General features: G+C 71.1%; 26 protein-coding genes and 1 pseudogene. 13 read left to right on the top strand and 14 right to left on the bottom strand.

The window, feature by feature from the left end:
• Positions 1 to 37 precede the first annotated feature (37 nt).
• The 5 genes from ABXJ52_RS22460 to ABXJ52_RS22480 form a co-directional block, all read right to left on the bottom strand.
• On the bottom strand, positions 38 to 355 hold the full coding sequence (locus tag ABXJ52_RS22460) for a type II toxin-antitoxin system PemK/MazF family toxin (protein ID WP_367044418.1): 318 nt from the start codon (positions 353 to 355) through the stop codon (positions 38 to 40).
• Entirely contained in the window at positions 352 to 552 is a 201-nt protein-coding gene (locus tag ABXJ52_RS22465; RefSeq protein WP_367044420.1) for a RuvA C-terminal domain-containing protein, read from the bottom strand. The genes ABXJ52_RS22460 and ABXJ52_RS22465 overlap by 4 nt, the downstream gene beginning before the upstream one ends.
• Positions 553 to 658: 106 nt before the next feature.
• A complete protein-coding gene (locus ABXJ52_RS22470) occupies positions 659 to 1,408 on the bottom strand; it encodes an isocitrate lyase/phosphoenolpyruvate mutase family protein (protein WP_367044421.1) in 750 nt (249 codons plus the stop codon).
• Positions 1,405 to 1,851: a carboxymuconolactone decarboxylase family protein gene (locus tag ABXJ52_RS22475; RefSeq protein ID WP_367044422.1), complete on the bottom strand. Its 447-nt coding sequence runs from the start codon at positions 1,849 to 1,851 to the stop codon at positions 1,405 to 1,407. Before ABXJ52_RS22475 ends, ABXJ52_RS22470 begins: the two co-directional genes overlap by 4 nt.
• Positions 1,848 to 2,381, bottom strand: a complete 534-nt coding sequence (locus tag ABXJ52_RS22480) for a carboxymuconolactone decarboxylase family protein (RefSeq protein ID WP_367044423.1) — start codon at positions 2,379 to 2,381, stop codon at positions 1,848 to 1,850. The genes ABXJ52_RS22475 and ABXJ52_RS22480 overlap by 4 nt, the downstream gene beginning before the upstream one ends.
• Positions 2,382 to 2,428: 47 nt before the next feature.
• Here ABXJ52_RS22480 and ABXJ52_RS22485 point away from each other — a divergent pair, with 47 nt between their 5' ends.
• On the top strand, positions 2,429 to 3,835 hold the full coding sequence (locus tag ABXJ52_RS22485) for a PLP-dependent aminotransferase family protein (protein WP_367044424.1): 1,407 nt from the start codon (positions 2,429 to 2,431) through the stop codon (positions 3,833 to 3,835).
• A 480-nt stretch (positions 3,836 to 4,315) separates the two neighbouring features.
• On the opposite strand, the gene ABXJ52_RS22490 is transcribed toward ABXJ52_RS22485, so the two are convergent.
• Positions 4,316 to 5,236 carry a hypothetical protein gene (locus ABXJ52_RS22490; RefSeq protein WP_367049186.1) on the bottom strand — a complete coding sequence of 307 codons (921 nt, stop codon included), beginning with the start codon at positions 5,234 to 5,236 and terminating at the stop codon, positions 4,316 to 4,318.
• A gap of 142 nt (positions 5,237 to 5,378) precedes the next feature.
• Here ABXJ52_RS22490 and ABXJ52_RS22495 point away from each other — a divergent pair, with 142 nt between their 5' ends.
• The 3 genes from ABXJ52_RS22495 to ABXJ52_RS22505 all read left to right on the top strand — a co-directional run bounded on the left by ABXJ52_RS22495 (position 5,379) and on the right by ABXJ52_RS22505 (position 7,893).
• Complete coding sequence (locus ABXJ52_RS22495) at positions 5,379 to 5,822, top strand: hypothetical protein (RefSeq protein ID WP_367044425.1); 444 nt, start codon at positions 5,379 to 5,381, stop codon at positions 5,820 to 5,822.
• 8 nt (positions 5,823 to 5,830) lie between these two features.
• Complete coding sequence (locus ABXJ52_RS22500) at positions 5,831 to 7,018, top strand: glutathionylspermidine synthase family protein (RefSeq protein ID WP_367044426.1); 1,188 nt, start codon at positions 5,831 to 5,833, stop codon at positions 7,016 to 7,018.
• 86 nt (positions 7,019 to 7,104) lie between these two features.
• On the top strand, positions 7,105 to 7,893 hold the full coding sequence (locus ABXJ52_RS22505) for an SAM-dependent methyltransferase (RefSeq protein ID WP_367044427.1): 789 nt from the start codon (positions 7,105 to 7,107) through the stop codon (positions 7,891 to 7,893).
• Positions 7,894 to 7,988: 95 nt separating this feature from the next.
• Here ABXJ52_RS22505 and rocD read toward each other — a convergent pair whose 3' ends face one another.
• The 4 genes and pseudogenes from rocD to ABXJ52_RS22525 all read right to left on the bottom strand — a co-directional run bounded on the left by rocD (position 7,989) and on the right by ABXJ52_RS22525 (position 11,010).
• Complete coding sequence (rocD, locus tag ABXJ52_RS22510; RefSeq protein ID WP_367044428.1) at positions 7,989 to 9,191, bottom strand: ornithine--oxo-acid transaminase; 1,203 nt, start codon at positions 9,189 to 9,191, stop codon at positions 7,989 to 7,991.
• 224 nt (positions 9,192 to 9,415) lie between these two features.
• Positions 9,416 to 10,183, bottom strand: coding sequence for a hypothetical protein (locus ABXJ52_RS22515; RefSeq protein WP_367044429.1), 768 nt, complete (start codon positions 10,181 to 10,183; stop codon positions 9,416 to 9,418).
• A 78-nt stretch (positions 10,184 to 10,261) separates the two neighbouring features.
• Positions 10,262 to 10,546: pseudogene (locus ABXJ52_RS22520) on the bottom strand (hypothetical protein); the annotation flags it as partial.
• Positions 10,513 to 11,010, bottom strand: coding sequence for a sigma-70 family RNA polymerase sigma factor (locus ABXJ52_RS22525; protein WP_367049188.1), 498 nt, complete (start codon positions 11,008 to 11,010; stop codon positions 10,513 to 10,515). The gene ABXJ52_RS22525 and the pseudogene ABXJ52_RS22520, both read right to left, overlap by 34 nt.
• Positions 11,011 to 11,234: 224 nt before the next feature.
• On the opposite strand from ABXJ52_RS22525, the gene trpS reads away from it, so the two are divergent.
• Positions 11,235 to 12,248, top strand: a complete 1,014-nt coding sequence (gene trpS / locus ABXJ52_RS22530; RefSeq protein ID WP_367044430.1) for a tryptophan--tRNA ligase — start codon at positions 11,235 to 11,237, stop codon at positions 12,246 to 12,248.
• Between the two features lie 73 nt (positions 12,249 to 12,321).
• Positions 12,322 to 12,909 carry a 2'-5' RNA ligase family protein gene (locus ABXJ52_RS22535; protein ID WP_367044431.1) on the top strand — a complete coding sequence of 196 codons (588 nt, stop codon included), beginning with the start codon at positions 12,322 to 12,324 and terminating at the stop codon, positions 12,907 to 12,909.
• 87 nt (positions 12,910 to 12,996) lie between these two features.
• Here ABXJ52_RS22535 and ABXJ52_RS22540 read toward each other — a convergent pair whose 3' ends face one another.
• Positions 12,997 to 13,752 carry a decaprenylphospho-beta-D-erythro-pentofuranosid-2-ulose 2-reductase gene (locus ABXJ52_RS22540; RefSeq protein WP_367044432.1) on the bottom strand — a complete coding sequence of 252 codons (756 nt, stop codon included), beginning with the start codon at positions 13,750 to 13,752 and terminating at the stop codon, positions 12,997 to 12,999.
• A 20-nt stretch (positions 13,753 to 13,772) separates the two neighbouring features.
• Complete coding sequence (locus ABXJ52_RS22545) at positions 13,773 to 15,158, bottom strand: FAD-binding oxidoreductase (protein ID WP_367044433.1); 1,386 nt, start codon at positions 15,156 to 15,158, stop codon at positions 13,773 to 13,775.
• A gap of 166 nt (positions 15,159 to 15,324) precedes the next feature.
• On the opposite strand from ABXJ52_RS22545, the gene ABXJ52_RS22550 reads away from it, so the two are divergent.
• Genes ABXJ52_RS22550 through ABXJ52_RS22565 form a run of 4 tightly spaced genes read left to right on the top strand, consistent with a single transcriptional unit; the run spans position 15,325 to position 18,182 of the window.
• On the top strand, positions 15,325 to 15,846 hold the full coding sequence (locus ABXJ52_RS22550; protein WP_367044434.1) for a phosphatase PAP2 family protein: 522 nt from the start codon (positions 15,325 to 15,327) through the stop codon (positions 15,844 to 15,846).
• Positions 15,839 to 16,789, top strand: a complete 951-nt coding sequence (locus tag ABXJ52_RS22555; protein ID WP_367044435.1) for a decaprenyl-phosphate phosphoribosyltransferase — start codon at positions 15,839 to 15,841, stop codon at positions 16,787 to 16,789. The genes ABXJ52_RS22550 and ABXJ52_RS22555 overlap by 8 nt, the downstream gene beginning before the upstream one ends.
• A 26-nt stretch (positions 16,790 to 16,815) precedes the next feature.
• Positions 16,816 to 17,250, top strand: coding sequence for a GtrA family protein (locus ABXJ52_RS22560; RefSeq protein ID WP_367044436.1), 435 nt, complete (start codon positions 16,816 to 16,818; stop codon positions 17,248 to 17,250).
• A complete protein-coding gene (locus ABXJ52_RS22565; protein ID WP_367044437.1) occupies positions 17,238 to 18,182 on the top strand; it encodes a YihY/virulence factor BrkB family protein in 945 nt (314 codons plus the stop codon). The genes ABXJ52_RS22560 and ABXJ52_RS22565 overlap by 13 nt, the downstream gene beginning before the upstream one ends.
• Here ABXJ52_RS22565 and ABXJ52_RS22570 read toward each other — a convergent pair.
• Complete coding sequence (locus ABXJ52_RS22570; protein WP_367044438.1) at positions 18,133 to 19,395, bottom strand: D-alanyl-D-alanine carboxypeptidase; 1,263 nt, start codon at positions 19,393 to 19,395, stop codon at positions 18,133 to 18,135. The two genes, ABXJ52_RS22565 and ABXJ52_RS22570, sit on opposite strands and share 50 nt — an antisense overlap.
• A gap of 118 nt (positions 19,396 to 19,513) precedes the next feature.
• Between ABXJ52_RS22570 and ABXJ52_RS22575 the strand changes: the two genes are divergently transcribed.
• The 3 genes from ABXJ52_RS22575 to ABXJ52_RS22585 all read left to right on the top strand — a co-directional run bounded on the left by ABXJ52_RS22575 (position 19,514) and on the right by ABXJ52_RS22585 (position 21,638).
• Entirely contained in the window at positions 19,514 to 19,756 is a 243-nt protein-coding gene (locus ABXJ52_RS22575) for a hypothetical protein (protein ID WP_367044439.1), read from the top strand.
• Positions 19,757 to 19,810: 54 nt separating this feature from the next.
• Positions 19,811 to 21,082, top strand: coding sequence for a metallophosphoesterase (locus tag ABXJ52_RS22580; RefSeq protein ID WP_367044441.1), 1,272 nt, complete (start codon positions 19,811 to 19,813; stop codon positions 21,080 to 21,082).
• Positions 21,083 to 21,242: 160 nt separating this feature from the next.
• Entirely contained in the window at positions 21,243 to 21,638 is a 396-nt protein-coding gene (locus ABXJ52_RS22585) for an ATP-binding protein (protein ID WP_367044442.1), read from the top strand.
• Positions 21,639 to 21,716: 78 nt separating this feature from the next.
• Here ABXJ52_RS22585 and ABXJ52_RS22590 read toward each other — a convergent pair whose 3' ends face one another.
• Positions 21,717 to 23,150, bottom strand: a complete 1,434-nt coding sequence (locus ABXJ52_RS22590) for a HAMP domain-containing sensor histidine kinase (RefSeq protein WP_367044443.1) — start codon at positions 23,148 to 23,150, stop codon at positions 21,717 to 21,719.
• Between the last annotated feature and the right edge of the window lie 4 nt (positions 23,151 to 23,154).

The raw sequence follows: 23,154 nt of genomic DNA on the forward strand, positions 1-23,154 counted from the left end.
GGGACCCCGTGTCTGCCGGGGGCCCGGCACCGGTGCGTCACATGCCGAGGTAGTGGCTGAGCGCGTGCTCGACCTCAGCCATCTCATGCCGGTCGAGGTAGTGCACGGGGTCGCCGTGGATGTACGTGACGTCGACAGAGCGGATCTGGTCGACAAGCAGTCGTGTCAGGGTGCCGGCGATCTCCAGTTCCGGACGGAAGACCGCAGCCTGTGCGCTGGTGGATGTCGGGATGACCGTCGCGACGTTCCACGGCATGGAAGTGGGGCTGAGCACGAGCCCGTACCGTCGCCCACGCTGCTCGTGCCCGCGCTTGGCATCGCCGAGGTCGACCCGGTAGACGGCTCCCCGGATCACCAGGCGTCAGGTTCCGTGGAGAGGTCCTCGTCCGCCAGGCGTTCCGCCGCCGCTCGTGCCTCGGTCATCCACTCCTCGCGTTCGAGGAGACGCAGGGCGCGGCGGATGACGTCGCTCGTGCTGTCGCCGCCTCGCATGGCGGCTTTGATGATGCGCTCGTCCGCCTCTGTGGGCCTGAACCCTATGGTGCTCGCCATGTAAGCCAGCGTAGCCCCGTGTCGAGCATCTGTGCAACGTTTGTTAAACGCGCGAGGGAGCGGACGCGCGGGCTCTCGGGCGGCGCATTCAACGGCGCCTCCACGGCTACCCCAGCGCCGCGGCGATGGTCCGCAACGCCTTCGTCGCCCGGATCTGCAGGCCGGGGCCGAACGTGATCCGCGTGGCGCCGAGCTCGCCCAGCTCCCGGAGGGAGGGGCCGCCGGGCTTGGCCACCGCGTTGACCGGGCCCTCGACGCCCGCCCGCAGCGCCGGCAGCGCCTCCGGGGGCGCCATGATCGGGTAGACGCAGTCCGCGCCCGCCTCGACGTACAGCCGAGCCCGATCCACCGCCTGCCCGGGATCGACGGCGCCCCGGATGAACGTGTCCACGCGCGCGTTGAGGAACAGCCCCGGGCCCGCGACAGCACGTACTTCCGCCAAGAAGTCCGCCTGCTCGCGCGGGTCCTTGAGGGCGCCGCCCGCAGAATCCTCCAGGTTGCAGCCCACCGCGCCCGTCTCCAGGATCCGCTCCACCAGCTCCTTCGGCGGCAGCCCGTAGCCGTCCTCGATGTCCGCGGACACCGGCACGGCCCCGGCGACCGACCGCACGATCCGGGCCACCGCCGCGAACATCTCGTCCGGCGGCACCTCCCCGTCCGCGTACCCGAGCGACGCCGCGATCCCCGCGCTCGGCGTCGCGAGCGCCGGGAATCCGGCGTCCACGAAGACCCCCGCGCTGGCCGCGTCCCACGGCCCGGGCAGGACCAGCGGGTCGCCGGGCGCCCGCCCGAGATGCAGCGCGCGGAATTCGTCCGCGAGGCCAACGGCGGGTACCTGCACGGCTCGTGCCGTCACGGCGCGTACCCTCCCGGCTCGATCCGGCGGCTGACCATCACCCGGTTCCAGCTGTTGATGACGGTGATCACCCCGATGAGATGGGCGAGTTCGGCCTCGTCGAAGTGTTTCGCCGCCGCCTCGTACGCCGCGTCGGGGACGAACCCGTCCGTGAGGACCGTGACCGCGTCGGTCAGCGCGAGCGCGGCCCGCTCCCGCTCGCTGTAGAGCTCACCCGCCTCCGCCCAGGCGTTGAGGAGAGCGATCCGCTTCGCCGTCTCGCCGTTCTGCACGGCGATGTCCACATGCATGTCCAGACAGAACGCGCACGCGTTGATCTGCGAGGCCCGCACCATCACGAGCTCGGCGAGCACAGGGTCGCCGAGCCCCTTCTTCGCCGCGGCGCTCAGCGCGGACAGCGCGCTGGTGACGCCCTTGTCGAGGTAGGTGGTCCGAGGGCTCACTTGTGGCCTCCGGCCTTGGCTTCGGCCTTGTAGTGGCCCGGCACCTGACGCGTCGAGACGCCGAAGCGGTTCCACGCGTTGATCACCGTGATCGCGGCGATCAGCTGCGTCAGTTCCTGCTCGTCGAAGAGGGCCGCCGCCCTGTCGTACACCTCGTCCGGCACGAAGCCGTCCGTCAGGACGGTGATCGCCTCGGCCAGTTCGATCGCGGCGACCTCCTTGGCCGTGTAGAAGTGCTGCGACTCCTCCCACGCGCTGAGCTGGATGATCCGCTCCACGCTCTCGCCCGCGGCGAGCGCGTCCTTGCTGTGCATGTCGACGCAGAGCGCGCAGTGGTTGAGCTGCGAGGCGCGGATCTTCACGAGCTCCAGGATCACCGGGTCGACGCCCTTACGGGCCGCCGCGTCGAGCCGGATCATCGCCTTGAACACCTCGGGGGCCTGGGTGTGCCAGTCGAGGCGGGGCGTGTGCTCGTGGACGTACTCCTTGGTCTGCTGCGGCTGTCCGTGGGTGTTGTCGATCGTCGTCATGACGTCGACCGTACGGTCGCAGTAGCCCACGGGTATGGTCCATTCCCATGGAAGATTCCTGGGCCACTTTGGGCGTCGACCTCCACCTGGAGACCGGGGGCGACGCGACGCACTCCGGCGTGCGCAAGGGCCTCACGGACGCCCTGCGCGAAGCGGTGCGCGGCGGCAGACTCGCCCCCGGCACCCGCCTCCCCTCGTCCCGCTCCCTCGCCGTGGACCTGGGCGTCGCCCGCAACACCGTCGCCGACGCGTACGCCGACCTCGTCGCCGAGGGCTGGCTCACCGCGCGCCAGGGTTCGGGCACCCGCGTCGCCGAACGCGCCGTGCCGCGCCCCGCCGAACCCGCCCCCCACCGCAGGGCCGCGGGCAGCCCGACGTACGACCTGATGCCGGGCACCCCCGACCTCTCCTCGTTCCCGCGCGCCGCCTGGCTCAAGGCCGCGCGCCGGGCCATGGCGACTGCCCCGAACGACGCCCTCGGTTACGGCGATCCACGCGGCCGCGTCGAGCTGCGCACGGCCCTTGCCGGGTACCTCTCCCGGGCGCGCGGCGTGCACACGGATCCGGACCGCGTCGTCATCTGCGCAGGGTTCGCGCAGGGGCTGCGCGTGCTGGGCGGCGTGCTGCGGGCGCGCGGTCTGCGGGAGGTGACGGTCGAGTCGTACGGCCTCGACGTGCACTGGAATCTCCTGCACCGGGCGGGGCTGCGGACGAGGCCGCTGCCCTACGACGAACTGGGCACGTCCACTGCGGAGTTGGGGGCCGGATCGGCGAAGGTCGCCCTCCTGACGCCCGCCCACCAGTTCCCCACCGGGGTCCCGCTGCATCCCGACCGCCGCGCGGCGGCCGTCGACTGGGCTCGGCGTGAGGGGGGCCTGATCCTGGAGGACGACTACGACGGTGAGTTCCGTTACGACCGGCAGCCGGTGGGCGCGCTCCAGGGCCTGGACCCCGACCGCGTGGTCTATCTCGGCACGGCGAGCAAGTCCCTGGCCCCGGGCCTCAGGCTCGGCTGGATGGTCCTTCCGGCGCCGATCGCCGCCGAGGTCGTCGAGGCGAAGGGGGGCTCGGAATGGGCGTGCGGGGCGCTGGACCAGCTGACGCTCGCGGAGTTCATCACGTCGGGCGCGTACGACCGCCATGTGCGGGGTGCGCGCCTGCGCTATCGGCGCCGACGGGACCAGCTGGTCGCCGCCCTCGCCGCGCGGGCGCCGGAGGTGCGGGCCACGGGGATCGCCGCGGGGCTGCACGCGGTGCTCGAACTCCCGCCGGGCACGGAGCGCTCGGTGGTACAGGCGGCGAGCTGGCAACGGCTCGCGGTGCAGGGCCTGGCGAGCTTCCGCCATCCCGCCGCGAGCCTCCCTGAGCGGGACGCGCTGGTGGTGGGCTACGGAACCCCGGCGGACCATGGCTGGTCGGCAGCGCTGGATGCCCTGTGCAGGGCGTTGCCGTAGGCCTGAACCGAGCCCTCCGCGGCGGTTTCCCCCCGGGGGTAGATACCGCCCCCCGCAGCCGTGCGCTCGGAGATCACCGCTCGGGCAGCCGTGCTGCACCGGACTCACCGCCCCGCAGCCGTGCGCACCGATACGCCGGCTCCGTAGCCGTGCGCCGAGGTCATCGCTCGGGCAGCCGTGCGCACCGCAATCACCGCCCCCGCAGCCGTGCGCACCGGTACACCGCCCCCGCAGCCGTGCGCACCGGTACACCGCCCCCGCAGCCGTGCGCACCGCAATCACCGGCTCCGCCGAGTTCGTCCTCAAACGCCGGACGGGCTGATCAACCTGACCCCGTCGCCGCGATTCGCGCCAGGGGCAACGCCAAAGCCTTGCCGCCGAGTCCGAGTGTTCTCAGTTGCCCGACGGGCTGGTTGACCCGACCCCAACGCCTCGCGAGCCGCAGCAGGGGCAACCCCACAGCCCCGCCACCAAGTGTCCTCAGCCGCCGGACGGGCCGGACGGGCCGGACGGGCCGGACGGACCCGACGGACCCGACGGGCCGGACGGGCCGGGCGAACCGATCGGGTCCAGGCCCTCCGCAGGAGTCGGCGCCTCGCCGAAGCGGGCCAGCGTCAGTGCTCCCGCCACCGCCACCGCGAAGCCAAGCACCGCCACCCATTCCATGCCGTCCCGCGTCCGATCCCCGAGCCACACCACCCCCACCACCGCGGGCCCGATCGTCTCCCCGATCACCATCCCCGCGGTAGCGGTCGTCACCGAGCCCCGCTGCAACGCCGACGTGAGGAGCAGGAACGCCGCCCCTCCACCCACCAGGAGGGCGTAAGCAGCGGGGTTGGCCAGCAGTGCACCCGGCGACGCGTCGTCGATCAGCCGGACCGACACCTCCACCACCCCGAAACCGAACCCCGCCCCGAGCCCCAGCGCCAACGCCCGCCCCCGCCCCGGCAGCCGCCCGGCCGCCGCCCCCAGTACCAACACCCCCACCGCCACGCCCAGCATCACGTACCGCAGCGTCCTCGAACCGGCGTCATCGCCCTCGTCCCCGGACGCGAGCCCCAGCATCGCGAGCCCTGCGCACACCACCCCCACGGCCGCCCATTCCACCCCGCTGAGCCGCACCCGCAGCAACCGCGATGCCACCACCGCGGTGACGGCGAGGCTCGCGGCGAGCGCCGCGCCGACCGCGTAGATCGGGATGGAACGCAGGGCCACGATCTGGAGCAGGAATCCGAGCCCGTCGAGCCCGAGCCCCACGATGTACCGCCACTGCTTCACCGCGCGCAGCAGCAGTGCGGGGTCGACCCCGGACCCCGTCCCCGGCGCGGTGGCGCGGGCCGCGATGGCCTGGAAGACGGAGGCCGTGCCGAAGCAGACCGCTGAACCGAGTGCGCAAATCATCCCAAGAGACACGAAGTGACTGTAGAGGAAGGGGATTCGGCTGCGCCGGTTGGCGTGGCGCGGTGCCCCTTACCTACGCTGATCGCCGATCAAGTGATCACGTACGACAACGCACGTACGACAACGGGGGAACGGAAAGCAGATGGCAGAGCAGAAGGCCCCGCGGCGCAGGCTGCGGTCCAGCACGGTGATACTCGGCGGAATGGGCGTCCTCGCGGCGGCCCTGACCTCGTGCGGTTCGGAACCGGACAAGCGGTGCGTGGACCGCGACAGTTACGACTATCTCACCGGCTACAAAATCGTCGCCGACAAGAACTGCACGAGCAGTTCGTCCTCCGGCTCGTCCTCCGGCTCGTCCTCCGGCTCGTCGTCCTCGTACGGCAAGGGGCGCCAGAGCGGCGGCAGTTCGTACGGGACGAGCGCGGGCACCGGCACCGGTACAGGTACCGGCAGGACCGGCCGTATGGACGCCGACTGGTACTACGACGCCGACATCGACGGACGCCACGCCGACAACGGCACCTTCAGCCGCAGCGAGGCAGTCGACCGCGACGGCTTCGGCTGCTCGGGCAGCGGCGGCGGCTGAGCCGGACCATGGAGCGTCGCACCACCACCCCCCGCCCCGGCTGGCAGCAGACGGTCGAGGACCAGGGGCTCATCTACCCCCTCACCCGCTACCCCGACGACTCGCTGCGCCCGTACTGGGACGAGTCCGCCTACTACGTGTTCACGCTCCCCGAGGTGGAAGCCCTCGAAGAGGTCGTCGAGGAGCTGCACACGATGTGCCTCGCCGCGGCCGAGCACATCGTGACGCACGGCCGCCTCGCCGACCTCGGCATCACGGACCCCCGAGTCGCCGACGCGGTCACCGAGGCCTGGCACCGCCGAGCCGAACTCCCCTCCCTCTACGGACGGTTCGACCTCCACTACGACGGCACGAGTGGCCCGGCCAAGATGCTGGAGTACAACGCCGACACTCCGACCTCCCTGGTCGAGGCCGCGAGCCCGCAGTGGTTCTGGATGGAGGAGCGCTTCCCCGGCGCCGACCAGTGGAACTCCCTCCACGAACGCCTCGTCGACGCCTGGAAGAAGCAGGCACCGCTGCTCCCGCCCGGCGGCCCCCTGTACTTCGCGCACTCCGCGGGCGACGAGCTGGGCGAGGACCTGATGACGGTCGCGTATCTGCGCGAGACCGCGCAGCAGGCCGGGCTCGCCACCGAGGCGATCTCCATGGAGGACATCGGCTGGGACCGGCTCTCGCGGCGCTTCGTCGACAAGAAGCTCGGCTTCATCCGCAGCTGCTTCAAGCTCTACCCGTGGGAGTGGCTGACCACCGACCGCTTCGCCCCGCACGTCCTGGAGACCCTCGACAACGGCGGCGGCACCGGCTCCACCCTCTGGATCGAACCCGCCTGGAAGATGCTCCTCTCCAACAAGGCGCTGCTGGCGATCCTTTGGGAGCTGTACCCCGGCCACCCCAACCTCCTCCCCGCCTACCTGGACGGCCCCCGCGAGCTCGCCTCCGAGCGGGGTTATGTCGCCAAACCCCTCCTCGGCCGCGAAGGCGCCGGCGTCACGGTCCACCCACCGGACGCCGCACCCGTCGTACGCGAGGACGCCTGCTGCTACCAGGAGTTGGCGCCCCTGCCCGACTTCGACGGCAACCGTGTGGTGCTCGGCGCGTGGGTCGTCGAGAACGAGGCGGCGGGGCTAGGCATCCGGGAGTCGGCCGGTCTGATCACGGACGAGTACGCGAGATTCCTGCCGCACGTGATCCTCTGAGGCCGGTCAGGGCTGAGCGGCCGTCTCTCAAGTCACCCGAGTACGCTGCCGGTTGTTCGACCACGGACTCGGAGGCGACCGCGCACATGACCGACAGCAGGATCAACACCACGCAGCCTCACACGGCCCGGATCTGGAACTACTGGCTCGGCGGCAAGGACAACTACCCCGTCGACCAGGCCGCCGGGGACCAGATCCGCGCGCTGCACCCCGGCATCGGCGCGTACGCGTTGGCCGACCGGCAGTTCCTCGGGCGCGCCGTGAGCCACCTCGTGACCGAGTGCGGCATCCGGCAGTTCCTCGACATCGGCACCGGACTGCCGACCGCCGACAACACCCACGAGGTCGCCCAGCGGCTCGCACCCGAGTCGCGTGTCGTCTACGTGGACAACGACCCGCTGGTCCTCACCCACGCGCGCGCCCTGCTCACCAGCGCCCCCGAGGGCAGGACCGACTACCTCGACGAGGACCTGCGCAACGTCGAGAAGATCCTCGAACACGCGGCCAAGACACTGGACTTCGACCAGCCGGTCGGCCTCATCCTGCTCGGAGTCGTCATCTTCATCGACGACGACTCCGAGGCGTACGGCATCGTGCGCCGCCTGCTCGACGCGCTTCCGGCCGGCAGCCATCTGGTCCTCTCGCACACGATCACCAGCCCGGAGATGCCCGACGTGGACGAGGCGGTCGCGTTCTGGAACGAGAACGGCACGCCCAAGCTGACGCAACGCACCCCCGAGCAGGTCGCCGGTTTCTTCGAGGGACTGGAGCTGCTCGCTCCCGGGGTGGTGTCGTGCAACCGCTGGCGAGCGGAAGGCTCGGCAGCCGACGCCGAGGACGTGGCCATGTTCGGCGGAGTCGGCGCCAAACACTGAGCCCTGGGACCCCGCCCCGGCCCGACCCACCTCCTCCTCCCTCCTCCTCCCTCCCCACGGGGCCGAGCCCGAGCTGGGCGGGCCGGCCCAGTGATCTAAGCCAGCACAGCCCGAATCTGATCAAGGCCCCAGTCCAGGTCCTCCTTGCTGATCACCAGAGGCGGAGCGAGCCGGATCGTCGACCCGTGGGTGTCCTTGACCAGCACACCCCGCTCCATCAGCTTCTCGGAGATCTCGCGGCCGCTGCCGTGTGTGGGCTCGATGTCGACGCCCGCCCACAGCCCGCGCCCCCGCACCTGCGTCACCGCGCCCGTACCGGTAAGGAGCCCCAGCTCGGCGTGCAGATGCTCGCCCAGCTCGGTGGCCCGCTGCTGGAACTCACCCGAGCTCAGCATCGCGATCACCTCCAGCGCCACCGCGCACGCCAGCGGATTGCCGCCGAACGTCGACCCGTGCTCGCCCGGCTTGAACACCCCCAGCACATCCGCGTCCGCCACCACAGCGGACACCGGCACGATGCCCCCGCCGAGCGCCTTGCCCAGGATGTACACGTCCGGGACCACACCTTCGTGCTCGCACGCGAACGTCCTGCCCGTCCTGCCGAGCCCCGACTGGATCTCGTCCGCCATGAGGAGGACGTTCCGCTCCCGCGTCAACTCCCGCACGCCCGCCAGATATCCGGCCGGCGGCACCAGGACACCGGCCTCTCCCTGGATCGGCTCGAGGAGTACGGCCACGGTGTTCTCCGTGACCGCCGCCCGCAGCGCCGTCAGATCGCCGTACTGCACGATCTCGAAGCCCGGCGTGTACGGACCGAAGTCCGCCCGCGCCTCGTGGTCCGTCGAGAAGCTGACGATGGTCGTGGTCCGCCCGTGGAAGTTGTCGCGTGCCACGACGATCTTCGCCCGTCCGTCAGGCACGCCCTTGACCTGGTACCCCCACTTCCTGGCGGTCTTGACGGCCGTCTCCACCGCCTCCGCCCCGGTGTTCATCGGCAGCACCATCTCCTTGCCGCACAGCTCGGCGAGCCGCGTACAGAACTCGGCGAAACGGTCGTGGTGGAAGGCCCGCGAGGTGAGCGTCACCCGCTCCAGCTGAGCCTTGGCCGCGTCGATCAGGCGGCGGTTGCCGTGCCCGAAATTCAGCGCCGAGTACCCGGCCAGCATGTCGAGGTAGCGGCGCCCCTCGACATCGGTCATCCAGGCCCCCTCGGCGGACGCGACCACGAGGGGCAGCGGGTGGTAGTTGTGCGCGCTGTGCGCTTCGGCCGAGGTGATGAACTCTTCGGTAGTCGACACGGGGTCTCCGTTCGTCCTGCGGCGTGGGGCGGGTGTGGCGCCCAAGTTCTATCGTCGCTCGGATCGTGGACGAAGAAACCTGCCGTCCCGGCGTGCCCGGCAGGCTGGTTTCTGCAGCACGGCGACTGGCGCACGGGAAAAACCCTGAGGGAGGCATGTGAGGCGCGGAACCTTCGAGGTGCCGACCTCTCCAAGCTCTCAGCGGCGGGAGTCGGCCGCAGCCGTCACACATCCCTCAACTCCTGCCGCGGGCCGTCCTCATGAGCCCGCCGTCCGCGAGGCGAGGCAAGGAGGGAACGGCGCTCGGCGAGCGGCCCCCGCAGCAGCAGCACTCCCGCGGCCCCCGCCGCGCCGCCCGGTATCGCCCACCACCAGTCCGTGCCGTCGTCGCCCGGCGCGGCGTGGGTCCGGTCGCTCGCAGCCTGACCGGTCCCGGCCCGGGGCCCCGATGCGGCGGAGGACTCCGGCGGCGGGGTCGATTCCGGACTCGGTGGTATCGCGTGCCGTCCCTTGTCCGTGACTGCCCCCATGACACCGAGTTTCTCGAACAGCGCCGTCAGACGAGCCGGGTCCTTCGCCTTGTGCCAGGTGCCCGTCATGGACTCGACGTCCGTCGTCGTGTGGATCCAGACGGCTGCGGAGTCCTTACCCTCCTTGCCGGGTGCCACCGGATACGCCCGGTCCACCCGCCACGGCCGCACGTCGTGAAGCATCCACGTCACATTGATCTGACGGGTCGCGTCGTCCATGGAAAGCCCCGGCGGCTCCTCGCTCCGGCCCTCACCTATGTCGCCTATGACGCCGAGGCCGCGCTCAAGATCGCCGTACTCCTCGTCGCTCATATAGAGCGCCGTGCTCTGGCCGCTCTCGGGCGAGACCACGAGGACGCTCGTCGATCCGCCCGCCGCTGCCTGCGGCGCCCCCATGACCACCCACGCAAGGGCGGCCACGGCCCCCGCCGCCGATCCCCACATCGCCCGTGTCGTCCGCATCCGCATATCCGACCCCCCAGCCGCTCTCCGGCACGATCCGTCCGCACCGCGTCACTTTTGGTACACCGCCCGAGCCGTTCAGGTTCCCGATCCGCCCCGGCCGATCGGAACCGACTTCCCGATCTCCAGCGCCCGCTCCTTCGACGCCACGCCTTCGAGCCGCAGCGTGAGCTTCGGCCCGTGCGTCCACAGGAGCGTCGGCCCCGCCGTCCGCTCGGAGCGCGTCCACCGGCCGCCGTCGCTCTCCACCATCCAGAACGTGAGCCGATGCGGGCGCGGGAACCACAGCCCCGCCTCCCGGCCGACCGCCACCCAGTCGGGACGCTCCGTCACCGTCTTGCTGAAGCTCTGGTCGAGCCGGGCCGCGGCCAGCCGAGCGCCTCGGCCGTCTCCGTCTCGTCCATCTCCAGGAGATAGCGGTACGTGACGACCAGGCGGTGTTCCTCGCTCAGCCGGTCGAGCGCGGCGAGCAGAGCCGTGCGGCGCTCGTCACGCAGCGCCGCCACCGCCGGGTCCGCCGATTCCGGTATCAGCGGCTCCGCCTCCGCGAGCGCTGCCTCGCGTCCGACGAGTGACCGCTGCCGGACAGCCGAACGCACTGTGTTCCTCGTCTCATTGGCGACGATCGACAGCAGCCACGGCTTGAACGCCGAACCGTCCCTGAACCGCCCCAAGGAGCAGTACGCCTTGAAGAAGGCCTGCTGCACCACGTCTTCCGCGTCCGCTCCCGCCCCGAGTGCCACGGCCGCCCTGAGCGCGAGCCCGGTGAAGGCGCGCACCAACTCCGCGTACGCCTCCGCCTCCCCGGCGCGCACACGCGCGATCACCGCACCCTCGTCGACGACGCGGCCCCCCTCCAGGACCTCCCCCTGTGCCCTCACACTCTTGATACACCGGCCGACCGCGATCGGTTCCGTATTCGCGACGACCGGAGGCGACCGGATCGGAGCGGGGGAGAAGCGGGAGCAGCGGGGGGGGGCGGGACAAGATCGCGGCATACCCGTCACACGTCTGTTTCCGAGCAATGAGAGACACCTGAGAGAATGGCCCCATGGCCCTTGATCGTCCTCGCGTGCTCTCCGGAATCCAGCCCACCGCAGGCTCGTTCCACCTCGGCAACTACCTTGGCGCGGTCCGCCAGTGGGTGGCGCTGCAGGAGTCCCACGACGCGTTCTACATGGTGGTGGACCTGCACGCGATCACGGTGCCGCAGGACCCGGCCGAGCTCCGTGCCAACACCCGGCTCGCCGCCGCCCAGCTCCTCGCCGCCGGGCTCGACCCGGAGCGCTGCACGCTCTTCGTCCAGAGCCACGTCCCCGAGCACGCCCAGCTCGGCTGGATCATGAACTGCCTCACGGGGTTCGGCGAGGCGTCGCGCATGACGCAGTTCAAGGACAAGGCGGCCAAGCAGGGTGCGGACCGCGCCTCCGTGGGCCTCTTCACGTACCCGGTGCTCCAGGTCGCGGACATCCTGCTTTACCAGGCCAACCAGGTCCCGGTCGGTGAGGACCAGCGCCAGCACATCGAGCTGACCCGCGACCTCGCGGAGCGTTTCAACGGCCGGTTCGGCGAGACGTTCACCGTCCCGGCGGCGTACATCCTCAAGGAGACAGCGAAGATCTTCGACCTTCAGGACCCGTCGATCAAGATGAGCAAGTCGGCGTCCACCCCCAAGGGCCTGATCAACCTCCTCGACGAGCCCAAGGCCACCGCCAAGAAGGTCAAGAGCGCGGTCACCGACACCGACACCGTCGTGCGCTACGACACCGCGGAGAAGCCGGGTGTCAGCAACCTCCTCAGCATCTACTCGACGCTCACCGGCGCCGGTATCGCGGAACTGGAGCAGAAGTACGCCGGCAAGGGCTACGGTGCGCTGAAGACTGACCTCGCCGAGGTCATGGTCGACTTCGTGACCCCCTTCCGGGACCGCACCCAGGCCTATCTGGACGACCCGGAGACGCTCGACTCGATCCTGGCCAAGGGCGCGGAGAAGGCACGCGCCGTCGCCGCGGAGACCCTCGCCCAGGCGTACGACAAGGTGGGCCTCCTGCCCGCCAAGCACTGAGCCACACAGCCCCCTGCACCACGCCAGGTACAGCAGCGCCCTCTGCCCGCCACCCGACCGACAGGAGTACGACGTGGGGACCGTAACGATCGGTGTGTCGATCGCGGTCCCGGAGCCTCACGGCAGCCTGCTCCAGGAGCGGCGTGCGGGCTTCGGGGACCCCGCGGCGCACGGCATCCCCACGCACGTCACGCTGCTGCCGCCGACCGAGGTGGACGCCTCGGCGCTGCCCGCGGTCGAGGCGCACCTGGGGGCCGTCGCGGCCGCCGGGCGCCCCTTCCCGATGCGGCTCTCCGGTACGGGCACGTTCCGCCCGCTGTCACCGGTGGTCTTCGTCCAGGTGGTGTCGGGCGGCGCAGCTTGTGGCTGGCTGCAGGAGCGGGTGCGGGACGCCTCCGGGCCCATGGCGCGCGAGCTGCAGTTCCCGTACCACCCGCACGTCACCGTGGCGCACGGCATCTCCGAAGAGGCCATGGACCGGGCGTACGCGGAGCTCTCGGAGTACGAGGCCGAGTGGCCCTGCACCGGCTTCGCGCTCTATGAGCAGGGCGCCGACGGAGTGTGGCGCAAACTGCGCGAGTTCGCCTTCGGTGGCGGCGGCCCGCTCGTGCCACCGCAGGCCACCGCCCCGGCCGCGCACGGCACGCTGCCCGCGCGCTGATCGCCGCCCCGGAGAGCCCACACCGGAGAGCCCACACCGGAGAGCTCACTCCGTAGGGCTCACAGCAGCGGGCTCACACCAGCGGGATCACACCGGAAGCCGCCGGAACACCGCCCTGGGGGCGTGCCGCAGCGCCGACATGACCACCCGCAGCGCCCCGGGCACCCACACCGTCTCCGAGCGCCGCCGCAGGCCCGTCTCGATGGCCGCAGCGACCGCGTCCGGAGTGGTCGCCATGGGGGCCTCCTCCAGGCCGGCCGTCATCTTGGAGCGTACGAAGCCGGGGCGGACGACCATCACGTGCACCCCCGTGCCGTGCAGCGCGTCACCCAGGCCCTGGGCGAAGGCGTCGAGGCCCGCCTTGCTGGACCCGTAGATGAAGTTCGACCGGCGGGCACGCTCGCCCGCGACCGACGAGAGCACCACCAGGGAGCCGTGGCCCTGGGCCTGCAGAGACCGCGCGCACACCAGGCCGGCCGATACGGCGCCGGTGTAGTTCGTCTGCGCGACGCGCACCGCGGCCAGCGGCTCGTCCTCGTCGCGTGCCTGGTCGCCGAGGATGCCGAAGGCGAGAAGCACCATGTCGATGTCGCCCTCGGCGAAGATCTTGCCGAGCGTCGCCTCGTGGGACTCGGAGTCGAGCGCGTCGAAGGCGACGGTGCGGACGTCCGCACCCATGTCGCGCAGGCCCGCGGCGGCCTTCTCCAGGCCCGGGGACGGACGCCCGGCCAGCCATACGGTGCGGGTGCGCCGCGCGACCAGACGGCGGGCCGTGGCGAGGCCGATCTCGGAGGTGCCGCCGAGTACGAGCAGGGACTGGGGGGTGCCGAAGGCGTCCTTCATGGGGCCAACTCCTGGAGGTGCTAGAGGGCGAGGCGTCGCGAGAGGTCCGAGCGGAACAGGCCGCGTGGGTCGAGGTCGGCCCGCAGCGCGCGGAAGTCGTCGAGCCGCGGATACATCGCGGCGAGCATCTCCGGCCGCAGACGGGAGTCCTTGGCCAGGTAGACGCGGCCGTCGGCGGCGGCGACCTCCTCGTCGAGTTCGTCGAGGAAGGCGCCGAGACCGGGCAGGTTCGCCGGGATGTCCAGGGCGAGGGTCCAGCCGGGCATCGGGAAGGAGAGCCAGCCCGGATCGCCCTCTCCGAAGCGCTTCAGTACGGCGAGGAAGGACGGGCAGCCGCGCTCGGAGATGCGCCGCACGATGCGCCGCAGGGCTTCCTCCTTGCCGTATCCGACGACGAATTGGTACTGCACGAAGCCACCGCGGCCGTACACGCGGTTCCAGTGCGGGACGCCGTCCAGGGGGTGGAAGAACGTCGACATCTTCTGGAGTTCGCCCACCCGGCTGCGGGGTGCCTTGCGGTACCAGAGCTCATTGAAGAGGCCCACCGACCTGCGGCCGAGCAGCCCTTCGGGCAGGAAGCGCGGGGCGGGCGGCAGTTGGCCGGGGCGGAACGTCAACGGGGCTCTACGCGCGCGTGCCGGGAGGGCGTCCAGGGGAGCGTGGTCGCCGCGTGTGAGTACCGAGCGGCCCATCGACGCCCCGCGCGCGAGGAGGTCGATCCAGGCCACGGAGTAGCGATAGCGGTGGTCGGTGGCGGTGAGGCGGGCCATCAGGTCGTCCAGGTCGGTGGCGCGTTCCGTGTCCACCGTCATCAACGACGTCTCCACCGGCTGCAGTTGCAGCGTCGCGGCCAGGATCAGACCGGTCAGGCCCATGCCGCCCGCGGTCGCGTCGAACAGGGCGCTGCCGCGCTCCACCGCCTGCACCGAGCCGTCGGCGGTGAGCAGTTCCACGGCCATCACATGGCGCGAGAAGGATCCGGACCCGTGGTGGTTCTTGCCGTGGATGTCCGCGCCGATCGCGCCGCCGACGGTCACGAAGCGGGTCCCCGGGGTGACCGGCACGAACCAGCCGAGCGGGAGCAGGACTTCCATCAGGCGGTGCAGGGAGACCCCGGCGTCGCACAGGACGGTGCCCGCGTCGGCGTCGATGGCGTGCACGCGGTCCATGCCGGTCATGTCGATGACGGCGCCGCCCGCGTTCTGCGCGGCGTCCCCGTAGGCCCGCCCGAGGCCCCTGGCGATGCCGCCGCGCTCCCCGCATGCCTCGAGGGCCGCGACGGCCTCCTCGGGCGAACGGGGGCGGATCAGGCGGGCCGTGGAGGGCGCGGTGCGCCCCCAGCCCGACACGGACACGGTCGGCGCGATCGCGGAGTCGGCGGGCGGCGGAGCGGAGTCGGCAGGCATAGGCGTGACCGTATCGTCCGAGCAAGGACAGTTTGCCCATATTCATCCAAGCTCTCACCGAAATGGGTGATTGATGGAGTGTCGTCGTATATTGCCGTAAATATTGAGAGGTTGCCTAGAAGAGTCGTGAGGCCAGGTACTTGACGTCCCCGGAGAGGGAGGCCACATGCACGACATGGACCACCGGCTGCTGTCGGCCCTGCGCGACTGCGGCTCCGACGCGCGCGTGGCCGCCGCCGCGCGGGCCCTGTCCTGGACCGGCGAGCACGGCGCCCTGTGGATCGCCGCGGGGCTCGCGGGCGCCGCGGTCGACCGCGAGCGGCGCGGCACGTGGCTGCGCGCCACGGCACTGACCGCCGGGGCGCACCTGGCGAGCATGGGCCTCAAGCGCGTCGTACGACGCCCACGCCCCGACGGAGACACCGGCGCGCAGCCCCTCGTCAGGACGGCGGGGCGGCACTCCTTCCCCAGCTCGCACGCCACTTCGGCCGCCGCGGCCACCGTCGCGTACGGCGCGCTGAGTCCCGTCGGAGCGCGCGTCGTGCCGCCGCTCGCCGCCGCGATGTGCGTCTCGCGGATGATCGTCGGCGTCCACTACCCGAGCGACGTGGCCGCCGGAGCCGCCCTCGGGGCCCTCACCGCGCGTATGGGCTCCGCCTGGATGAACGGGGGCCGCGCGCATGGCTGACCGCACCGCCGCCCTGCTCGAACGCCCCCAGCCGCCCCGGCCGCCCGGCACGGGCTCCCTCACGGCCCTGCCGCTCGGCCTCCTGAAGACCGCGCGCCCCCGCCAGTGGGTGAAGAACGTCCTGGTCGTCGCGGCCCCGGCCGCCGCGGGCGAGCTCTTCTCGCGCCACTCGCTGATGCAACTCGTCGTGGTGTTCGCCCTGTTCACGGCCGCCGCGTCCGCCGTCTACCTCATCAACGACGCACGCGACGCCGAGGCCGACCGCGCCCACCCGACCAAGTGCCGCAGGCCGGTCGCCGCCGGTCAGGTGCCGGTGACGCTCGCGTACGCGGTCGGCGGGCTGCTCGCCGTGCTCGCGCCGGTCGCCGCCGCCGCGTTCTGCACGCCCCTGACCGCGGGCCTGCTCGCCGCCTACGTAGTGATGCAACTGGCCTACTGCGTCAGTCTCAAGCACATCCTCGTCGTCGATCTCGCCGTCGTCACCACGGGATTCCTGATGCGGGCGATGATCGGGGGACTGGCCCTCGACATCCCGCTCTCGCGCTGGTTCCTGATCACCACGGGCTTCGGCGCGCTCTTCATGGTCTCCGCCAAGCGCTACTCCGAAGCCGTGCAGATGTCCGGAAAAGCGGGCGCCACGCGCGCGTTGCTCACCGAATACACCACCGGCTACCTCCGCTTCGTGTGGCAGCTGGCCGCCGGTGTCGCCGTCCTCGCGTACTGCCTGTGGGCCATGGAGAGCGGCGGCACCGCCAACGGCAGCCTGCTGCCCTGGCGGCAGCTGTCGATGGCCGCCTTCGTCCTCGCCGTCCTGCGGTACGCCGTCTTCGCCGACCGGGGCACGGCCGGCGAGCCCGAGGACGTCGTCCTGCGTGACCGCGCCCTCGCCGTCATCGGTCTGGTGTGGATCGCCATGTACGGCCTAGCGGTCGCCGACTGGTGAGCGCCCTCAGGGAGCGGCTACGGACCATGGGCCCCGAACTGCTCGGCTTCGCCACCGTCGGGATCTGCGCGTACGCCGTCGACCTCGGCCTCTTCGTCTGGCTGCGCGGGCCCGTCGGTCTCGACCCGCTGACCGCCAAGGCGCTGTCCTTCGTGGCCGGTTGCACGGTCGCGTACGCGGGCAACGCGCTCGGCACCTACCGGCGGCGCGCGGGAGCCGCAGTGGCGCGAGCCTCACGCCTTCGCCAGTACGGCATCTTCTTCGCCGTCAACATCGCCGGTGCCCTTGTGCAGTTGCTCTGCATCGCGGTGTCCCACTACGGCCTCGGTCTCACCTCACAGCGCGCGGACACCATCTCCGGGGCGGGCGTCGGCATGGCACTCGCCACCGTCCTGCGTTTCTGGGGTACGCGGACCTTGGTCTTCCGCACAACGGGCAGGGAGGCATCATGGACTGGCTGAAGAAACTCCCCGGCATCGGGCCCCTGGTGGAGCGCCTGATGCGCACGCACGCGTGGAGCGCGTACGAGCGGCTCGACAGCGTGCACTGGACCCGTCTCGCGGCCGCGATGACGTTCATCAGCTTCCTGGCGCTCTTCCCGCTGATCACCGTCGCCGCCGCGGTGGCCGCCGCGACCCTCTCCAAGAGCCAGCAGAACAAGCTCGAGGAGAACATCTCGAAGCAGGTCCCCGGCATCTCCGATCAGCTGAACCTGGACGCCCTGGTCGCCAACGCGGGCACCGTCGGGCTCATCGCGGGCGCCCTGCTGCTCTTCACCGGCATCGGGTGGGTCGGGTCGATGAGGGAGTGCCTGCGGGTCGTCTGGGAGCTGGAGGACACCGACGAGAACCCCGTCATGCGCAAGGTCAAGGACGCCGGGGTGCTCATCGGGCTCGGCGGCGCGGGGCTCGCGTCCGTGGCCGCGTCGACCCTCGCCTCGCTCGCCGTCGGCTGGAGCGCCGACCTCATCGGGATCTCCGAGGACGGCTGGGGCGGTGTGCTGCTCCAGGCGATCGCGTTCGCCATCGCCGTCCTCGCGGACTTCCTGCTCCTGCTCTACGTGCTGACCCTGCTGCCGGGCGTGCAGCCGCCGCGCCGCCACCTGATCACCGCCGGTCTGATCGGCGCGGCCGGGTTCGAGCTGCTCAAGCTGCTGCTCGGCGGCTACATGAAGGGTGTCGCCGCGAAGAGCATGTACGGCGCCTTCGGGGTGCCCGTCGCACTGCTCCTGTGGATCAACTTCACCGCGAAACTCCTGCTGTTCTGCGCCGCCTGGACGGCGACGCGGAAGCAGGCACGTACAGAGGCAAGTACAGAAGCACGTACAGAGGAAGAATCCGACGTCAGCGGCGGTCCTTCCGGCGCGACAGGTCCAGCGGCAGCCGGCGGTTGAGCACGAACCATCCGGCGGCGATGAGCGCGAGAACGCCGCCCGCGACCCCGAGTGCGATGCCGACGCCGCTGCCCGAGCCCTTGGCGGAGGCGTGCGCCACGTTCTTGGACGCGTCCGACCCGCCCTTGCCCGCCGCGCCGGGAGCGCCCTTGCCGCTGCCCGTACCGGCACCCTTCGGAGCGACCAGTTCACCCACGGGCTCGACCTTGCCGGACGCCTTGAAGCCCCAGTCAAGGAGACGCTCGGTCTCCTTGTAGACGGCGAACTGCTCGCCCGAGTCGGGGTTCATCACCGTCACGAGCAGCACCTTGCCGTTGCGCTCGGCGACACCGGTGAAGGTGTTGCCCGCGTTCGTGGTGCTGCCGTTCTTGACGCCCGCGATGCCCTTGTAGGGGGCGATACCGACGTCCCCCGTAAGGAGTCGGTTGGTGTTCTGGATCTCGAAGGACTCGCGCTTCTTCTTGCCCTTGTCCTTGCCCTTCGTGACCTTCTTGGTCTCACCGGGGAACTTGGCGGTGGCCGTCGAGCAGTACTCGCGGAAGTCCTTCTTCTGCAGCCCCGAGCGGGCGAACAGCGTCAGGTCGTACGCCGAGGAGACCTGCCCCTTCTCGTCATAGCCGTCCGGACTGACCACGTGCGTGTCCAGGGCCTGCAGCTCGTCGGCGTGCGACTGCATGTCCTTGACGGTCTGCGGGACACCGCCGTTCATCGCCGACAGGACGTGCACCGCGTCGTTGCCCGACTTCAGGAAGACGCCGAGCCACAGGTCGTGGACCGTGTAGGTCTCGTTCTCCTTGATGCCGACCATGCTGCTGCCCGCGCCGATGCCCGCCATGTCGGAGAGCTCGACCTTGTGCTTCTGGGTCTTGGGGAACTTCGGCAGGACCGTGTCCGCGAAGAGCATCTTCAGTGTGCTCGCGGGGGCGAGCCGCCAGTGCGAGTTGTGCGAGGCGAGCACCTCGCCCGTCTCGGCGTCCGACACCATCCAGGAGCGCGCCGACAGGTCCTTGGGGAGGACGGGAGCGCCGTCCTTGAGGCTCACCTGGGTGCCCGGCTCGCCGAGCTTGACACCGCCCACCGTCGACATCGAAGACGGGGGCTTGGGCTTCTTGTCGCCCCCCGGTTTGTCGTCCGCCCACGCGGGAGCCGTGGTCGACATGGTCAGCAATGCGGCGGAAGTGACCAACAAGGCGGTCTTTTTTACGGCAGGCACGGACGAGAACGTACAGGGCGCCGCTGTGTACGTCGCCGTCGAGGTCGGCTGTGTCCCGGCGGGCCCGGACTCCCCACCCCGGCGGCGATACGGAAGGGAGGCTCGCGATACTGAACGTATGAAGCTCAGCCGCCCGGTCTCCTGGTTCCTGCTCGCCTTCGGCGTGTGGAGCTGGTTCATCTGGATCACTTTCGTCAAAAACCTATGGAAGGACGGCAGCGGGCTCGCCTTCGATGACGGGGGCGACCCGACCGCGTACTTCTGGGTGCACCTGACGCTCGCCGTCGCCTCCTTTGTCTTGGGGACGGTGGTAGGGGCCATCGGGTTGCGCGGAGTGCGTGCTCTGCGCCGTACGTCATAGCTGATACGTCGTAGCTGATCGGTCACTTCGGGCACTGCTGAGGGGCGCGCAACCGTGGTCATCCTGTTCGTGCTGGCCGGTATCGCCGCGCTCGCGGCCCTGGTCGCCATGCAGTGGTACGCGTGGCGGCGCCTGGTGCGGGACACCACGTCCCGGTCCGGGGCCGCCCGGCGCGCGGGCGCCGTGGTCTTCGTGACGGGGCCGCTGCTGATGTTCGCCGCGTTCGCCAGTGAGCGGGCGGGGGCGCCGTTCTGGCTGCAGAAGGTGCTGGCCTGGCCGGGCTTCATGTGGATGGCGCTGTCGATCTATCTCGTGCTCGCGCTTCTTGTCGGTGAGCTCGTACGGCCCTTCTTCTTGCGGCGTGGTGCGAAAGCCGCCCCTACGGAGGACGCCGTCAAGGCGGAGACCGCGGCTCCGGTCGCTCAGCCGGAGAACCCGGCGCCAGCGGAACGGCCGGAGGGGAACCCCGGCCCCGAGCGCGCGCGGCGCGAACCGGCCTCCCCCTCACGCCGTCTCTTCGTCTCCCGCATCGTCGGCGGGACCGCCGCGGCCGTCGCCGTCGGGACGGTCGGCCACGGAACGTACGGCGTCCTGCGCGGCCCCCGCGTGAAGCGCGTCACCGTGCCGCTCGCCAAGCTGCCGCGCGGGGCGCACGGCTTCCGGATCGCGGTGGTCAGCGACGTCCACCTGGGGCCGATTCTCGGCCGCGGCTTCACCCAGCGCGTGGTCGACACGATCAACGGCACCCAGCCCGACCTCATCGCGGTCGTCGGCGACCTGGTCGACGGCAGCGTCGAGGACCTCGGGCCGGCCGCCGCGCCGCTCGCGCAGCTCCGGGCGCGGCACGGGACGTACTTCGTGACCGGCAACCACGAGTACTTCTCCGGAGCCGAGCAGTGGGTCGATCACGTACGCGAACTCGGCCTGCGCCCCCTGGAGAACGCCCGCACCGAACTGCCGGGCTTCGACCTCGCGGGGGTGGACGACGTGGCGGGCGAGCGCGAGGGGCACGGGCCCGACTTCGCCAAGGCGCTCGGCGACCGGGACCGCTCGCGGGCGTCCGTGCTCCTGGCCCACCAGCCGGTCGTCATCCATGACGCCGTCAAGCACGGCGTCGACCTCCAGCTCTCCGGCCACACTCATGGCGGACAGCTGTGGCCAGGCAATTTCATCGCCGATCTGGCGAACCCGACGCTCGCGGGTCTTGAGCGGTACGGCGACACGCAGCTGTACGTGACGCGTGGCGCGGGCGCGTGGGGGCCGCCGGTGCGGGTAGGGGCGCCGTCCGACGTCACGGTCGTCGAACTGGCCTCCCGCCAGGCGTAGTCGTGCGTCGGTTCGATGCGATGGGCCCTGGCCGGATACAGCCGGGCCTTAAGGTGACGGTGTGACACCGGCCATGACCACTGCGCAGCATTAAGTGTCGGAAGTGTGTGCGCTTGCTGGCGCTTTGGTGTGTCACTGTGGGGTGGCATAGGGGGGAACGTTGTTGCGACGTCAGGCTTTCCGGCTGCCACCACATCCGGCTTCCGTCTCGCTCGCGCGACTCCACGTCCATGATCATCTCGCGGCGTGGGGGCACAAGGAGGAGAGTGCGGCGCTGCACGACGCCGTGCTCCTGGTGTCGGAGCTGGTGACGAACGCGGTGTCCCACGGGCCCGCCTTCGACCGGGAGTTCGAGGTGGCCATCACGGTTCTGGCGGACGGCGACTGCTTCATAGAGGTCTCCGACGAGAGCCCCACGAGCCCGGAGCTGCGGGAAGCGGGGCCCTTGGAGGAGAGCGGCCGCGGCCTGCGGCTGCTCGACGCGCTGGCCGAGGCGTGGGGCGTCTGGCAGCGCGGGCGGCACGGGAAGACGGTGTGGGCGCTGGTACGGGCCTGAGACGCGCCCTGAGCCCCCTCACGACCCTCGCCTCCGCTCTCCCCTCGTCTCTGTACCACCCGGGGCCCCTCGTCCCCCTCAACCAGCCTCACGAGCCGCTCGCGCAGGCAGGGTGACCGTCACCGCAAGTCCCGCCCCCGGCGCCGTCTCCACCCCCACCTCACCGCCGTGCGCCGCGACGACCCCCTGCACGATCGCCATCCCGAGCCCGCTGCCCGCGCCCCCGCCCGCACGGAAGAACCGGTCGAACACGCGCGCCGCGTCCTCCTCCGCGAGACCGGGCCCTCGGTCGGCCACGCGCAGCCGCACCACCCCGTCCTGGCGCTCCACGCCCAGCGTGACCGGCGCGTCGGCGGGCGTGTGGACGCGTACGTTGCCCAGCAGATTGCCGAGCACCTGACGTATCCCCGACTCGTCCGCGCAGATCAGTACCGGCCCTTCGGCGAACACCGTGAGCGGCCGCTCCGGCTCCTGCACCCGCAGATCGTCGGCGGCCTCCCGTACGAGGCGGCCCAAGTCGACGTCCCTGAAGCGCAGTTCCGGCTGCTGGTCCAGGCGGGCCAGGGTCAGCAGCTCGTCGACGAGGTGTCCCATCCGGTCGGTCTCGGCGATGACGCGGCTCCACGCGCGCGTGCGTTCCGCCGGATCGCGGAGCATCCCCTTGTCGTACAGCTGGAGGTAGCCGCGGATCGCCGACAAGGGCGTACGCAGTTCGTGCGAGGCATCAGCGACGAAGCGGCGCAGCTGTGCCGAGCTGCGCTCGCGGGTCTCGAACGCCGACTCGACCTGGTGGAGCATGGAGTTGAGGGCGAGGCGCAGTTGCTCGGTCTCCGTCGCCGGAGCGCGACTCGAAGGCACCCGCCGGGTGAGGTCGCCGTCGGCGATGGCGGATGCGGTCTCGACCATGTCCTCCAGGGGTCGGAGCCGGTGGTGCGCGGAGATCATCGTCAGGACCGCGAGCAGCGCCAACAGGACCACTCCGAAGGCCGCGTCGAGCCTGAGCGCCTTGTTGATACCCGACTCCACGTCTTCGGTGTCGGCGGCCATCAGGACCGTCGTGCCGTCGGCGAGCTCCGCGCCCACCACGCGGTGCGCGTCGCCGTCCAGGGGGATGTCCTGCGGCCCGGGGCTGCCGGCGACCGCCCCGGGGTCGTCGACGGCCGCGGCCAGGGCGCGCTGGCGCGGGGTCGGGGCGAGTGCGCCGATGGCGACGGGTTCGCCGCGCTCGTTCACCGCCACGAACACCGTGTTCCCGCCCGGCAGGGCGCTCGCGTGCTCCTTGCCGCCGGGCGAGAGCTTGTCGAGCGCGATGCCCAGTTCGCTGAGCCGCTCGACGTCCTTCATGGTGAGGCCGGTGTTCAGCAGCGAGTCGCGCGACCGCGTCAGTTCGGCGTCCACGTTCGCCAGCAGGTAGTGGCGCATCCCCATGACGCTCACGCCGGTCGCGACGACGACACCGAGGGCGAGCAGGGCCACGTTCACCCACGTGAGCTTGGCCCGCAGTGAGCTCATGCCG

The organism is Streptomyces sp. Je 1-332 (assembly GCF_040730185.1).
Classification (GTDB): Bacteria; Actinomycetota; Actinomycetes; order Streptomycetales; family Streptomycetaceae; genus Streptomyces.

Bases quoted from the DNA above. Each gene is read 5' to 3' on its own strand.
- ABXJ52_RS22465 (WP_367044420.1), bottom strand. From the start codon at position 552: ATGGCGAGCACCATAGGGTTCAGGCCCACAGAGGCGGACGAGCGCATC.
- ABXJ52_RS22480 (WP_367044423.1), bottom strand. From the start codon at position 2,381: ATGACGACGATCGACAACACCCACGGACAGCCGCAGCAGACCAAGGAG.
- ABXJ52_RS22485 (WP_367044424.1), top strand. From the start codon at position 2,429: ATGGAAGATTCCTGGGCCACTTTGGGCGTCGACCTCCACCTGGAGACC.
- ABXJ52_RS22490 (WP_367049186.1), bottom strand. From the start codon at position 5,236: ATGATTTGCGCACTCGGTTCAGCGGTCTGCTTCGGCACGGCCTCCGTC.
- ABXJ52_RS22495 (WP_367044425.1), top strand. From the start codon at position 5,379: ATGGCAGAGCAGAAGGCCCCGCGGCGCAGGCTGCGGTCCAGCACGGTG.
- ABXJ52_RS22500 (WP_367044426.1), top strand. From the start codon at position 5,831: ATGGAGCGTCGCACCACCACCCCCCGCCCCGGCTGGCAGCAGACGGTC.
- ABXJ52_RS22505 (WP_367044427.1), top strand. From the start codon at position 7,105: ATGACCGACAGCAGGATCAACACCACGCAGCCTCACACGGCCCGGATC.
- ABXJ52_RS22515 (WP_367044429.1), bottom strand. From the start codon at position 10,183: ATGCGGACGACACGGGCGATGTGGGGATCGGCGGCGGGGGCCGTGGCC.
- trpS (WP_367044430.1), top strand. From the start codon at position 11,235: ATGGCCCTTGATCGTCCTCGCGTGCTCTCCGGAATCCAGCCCACCGCA.
- ABXJ52_RS22540 (WP_367044432.1), bottom strand. From the start codon at position 13,752: ATGAAGGACGCCTTCGGCACCCCCCAGTCCCTGCTCGTACTCGGCGGC.
- ABXJ52_RS22545 (WP_367044433.1), bottom strand. From the start codon at position 15,158: ATGCCTGCCGACTCCGCTCCGCCGCCCGCCGACTCCGCGATCGCGCCG.
- ABXJ52_RS22550 (WP_367044434.1), top strand. From the start codon at position 15,325: ATGCACGACATGGACCACCGGCTGCTGTCGGCCCTGCGCGACTGCGGC.
- ABXJ52_RS22555 (WP_367044435.1), top strand. From the start codon at position 15,839: ATGGCTGACCGCACCGCCGCCCTGCTCGAACGCCCCCAGCCGCCCCGG.
- ABXJ52_RS22560 (WP_367044436.1), top strand. From the start codon at position 16,816: ATGGGCCCCGAACTGCTCGGCTTCGCCACCGTCGGGATCTGCGCGTAC.
- ABXJ52_RS22565 (WP_367044437.1), top strand. From the start codon at position 17,238: ATGGACTGGCTGAAGAAACTCCCCGGCATCGGGCCCCTGGTGGAGCGC.
- ABXJ52_RS22575 (WP_367044439.1), top strand. From the start codon at position 19,514: ATGAAGCTCAGCCGCCCGGTCTCCTGGTTCCTGCTCGCCTTCGGCGTG.
- ABXJ52_RS22590 (WP_367044443.1), bottom strand. From the start codon at position 23,150: ATGAGCTCACTGCGGGCCAAGCTCACGTGGGTGAACGTGGCCCTGCTC.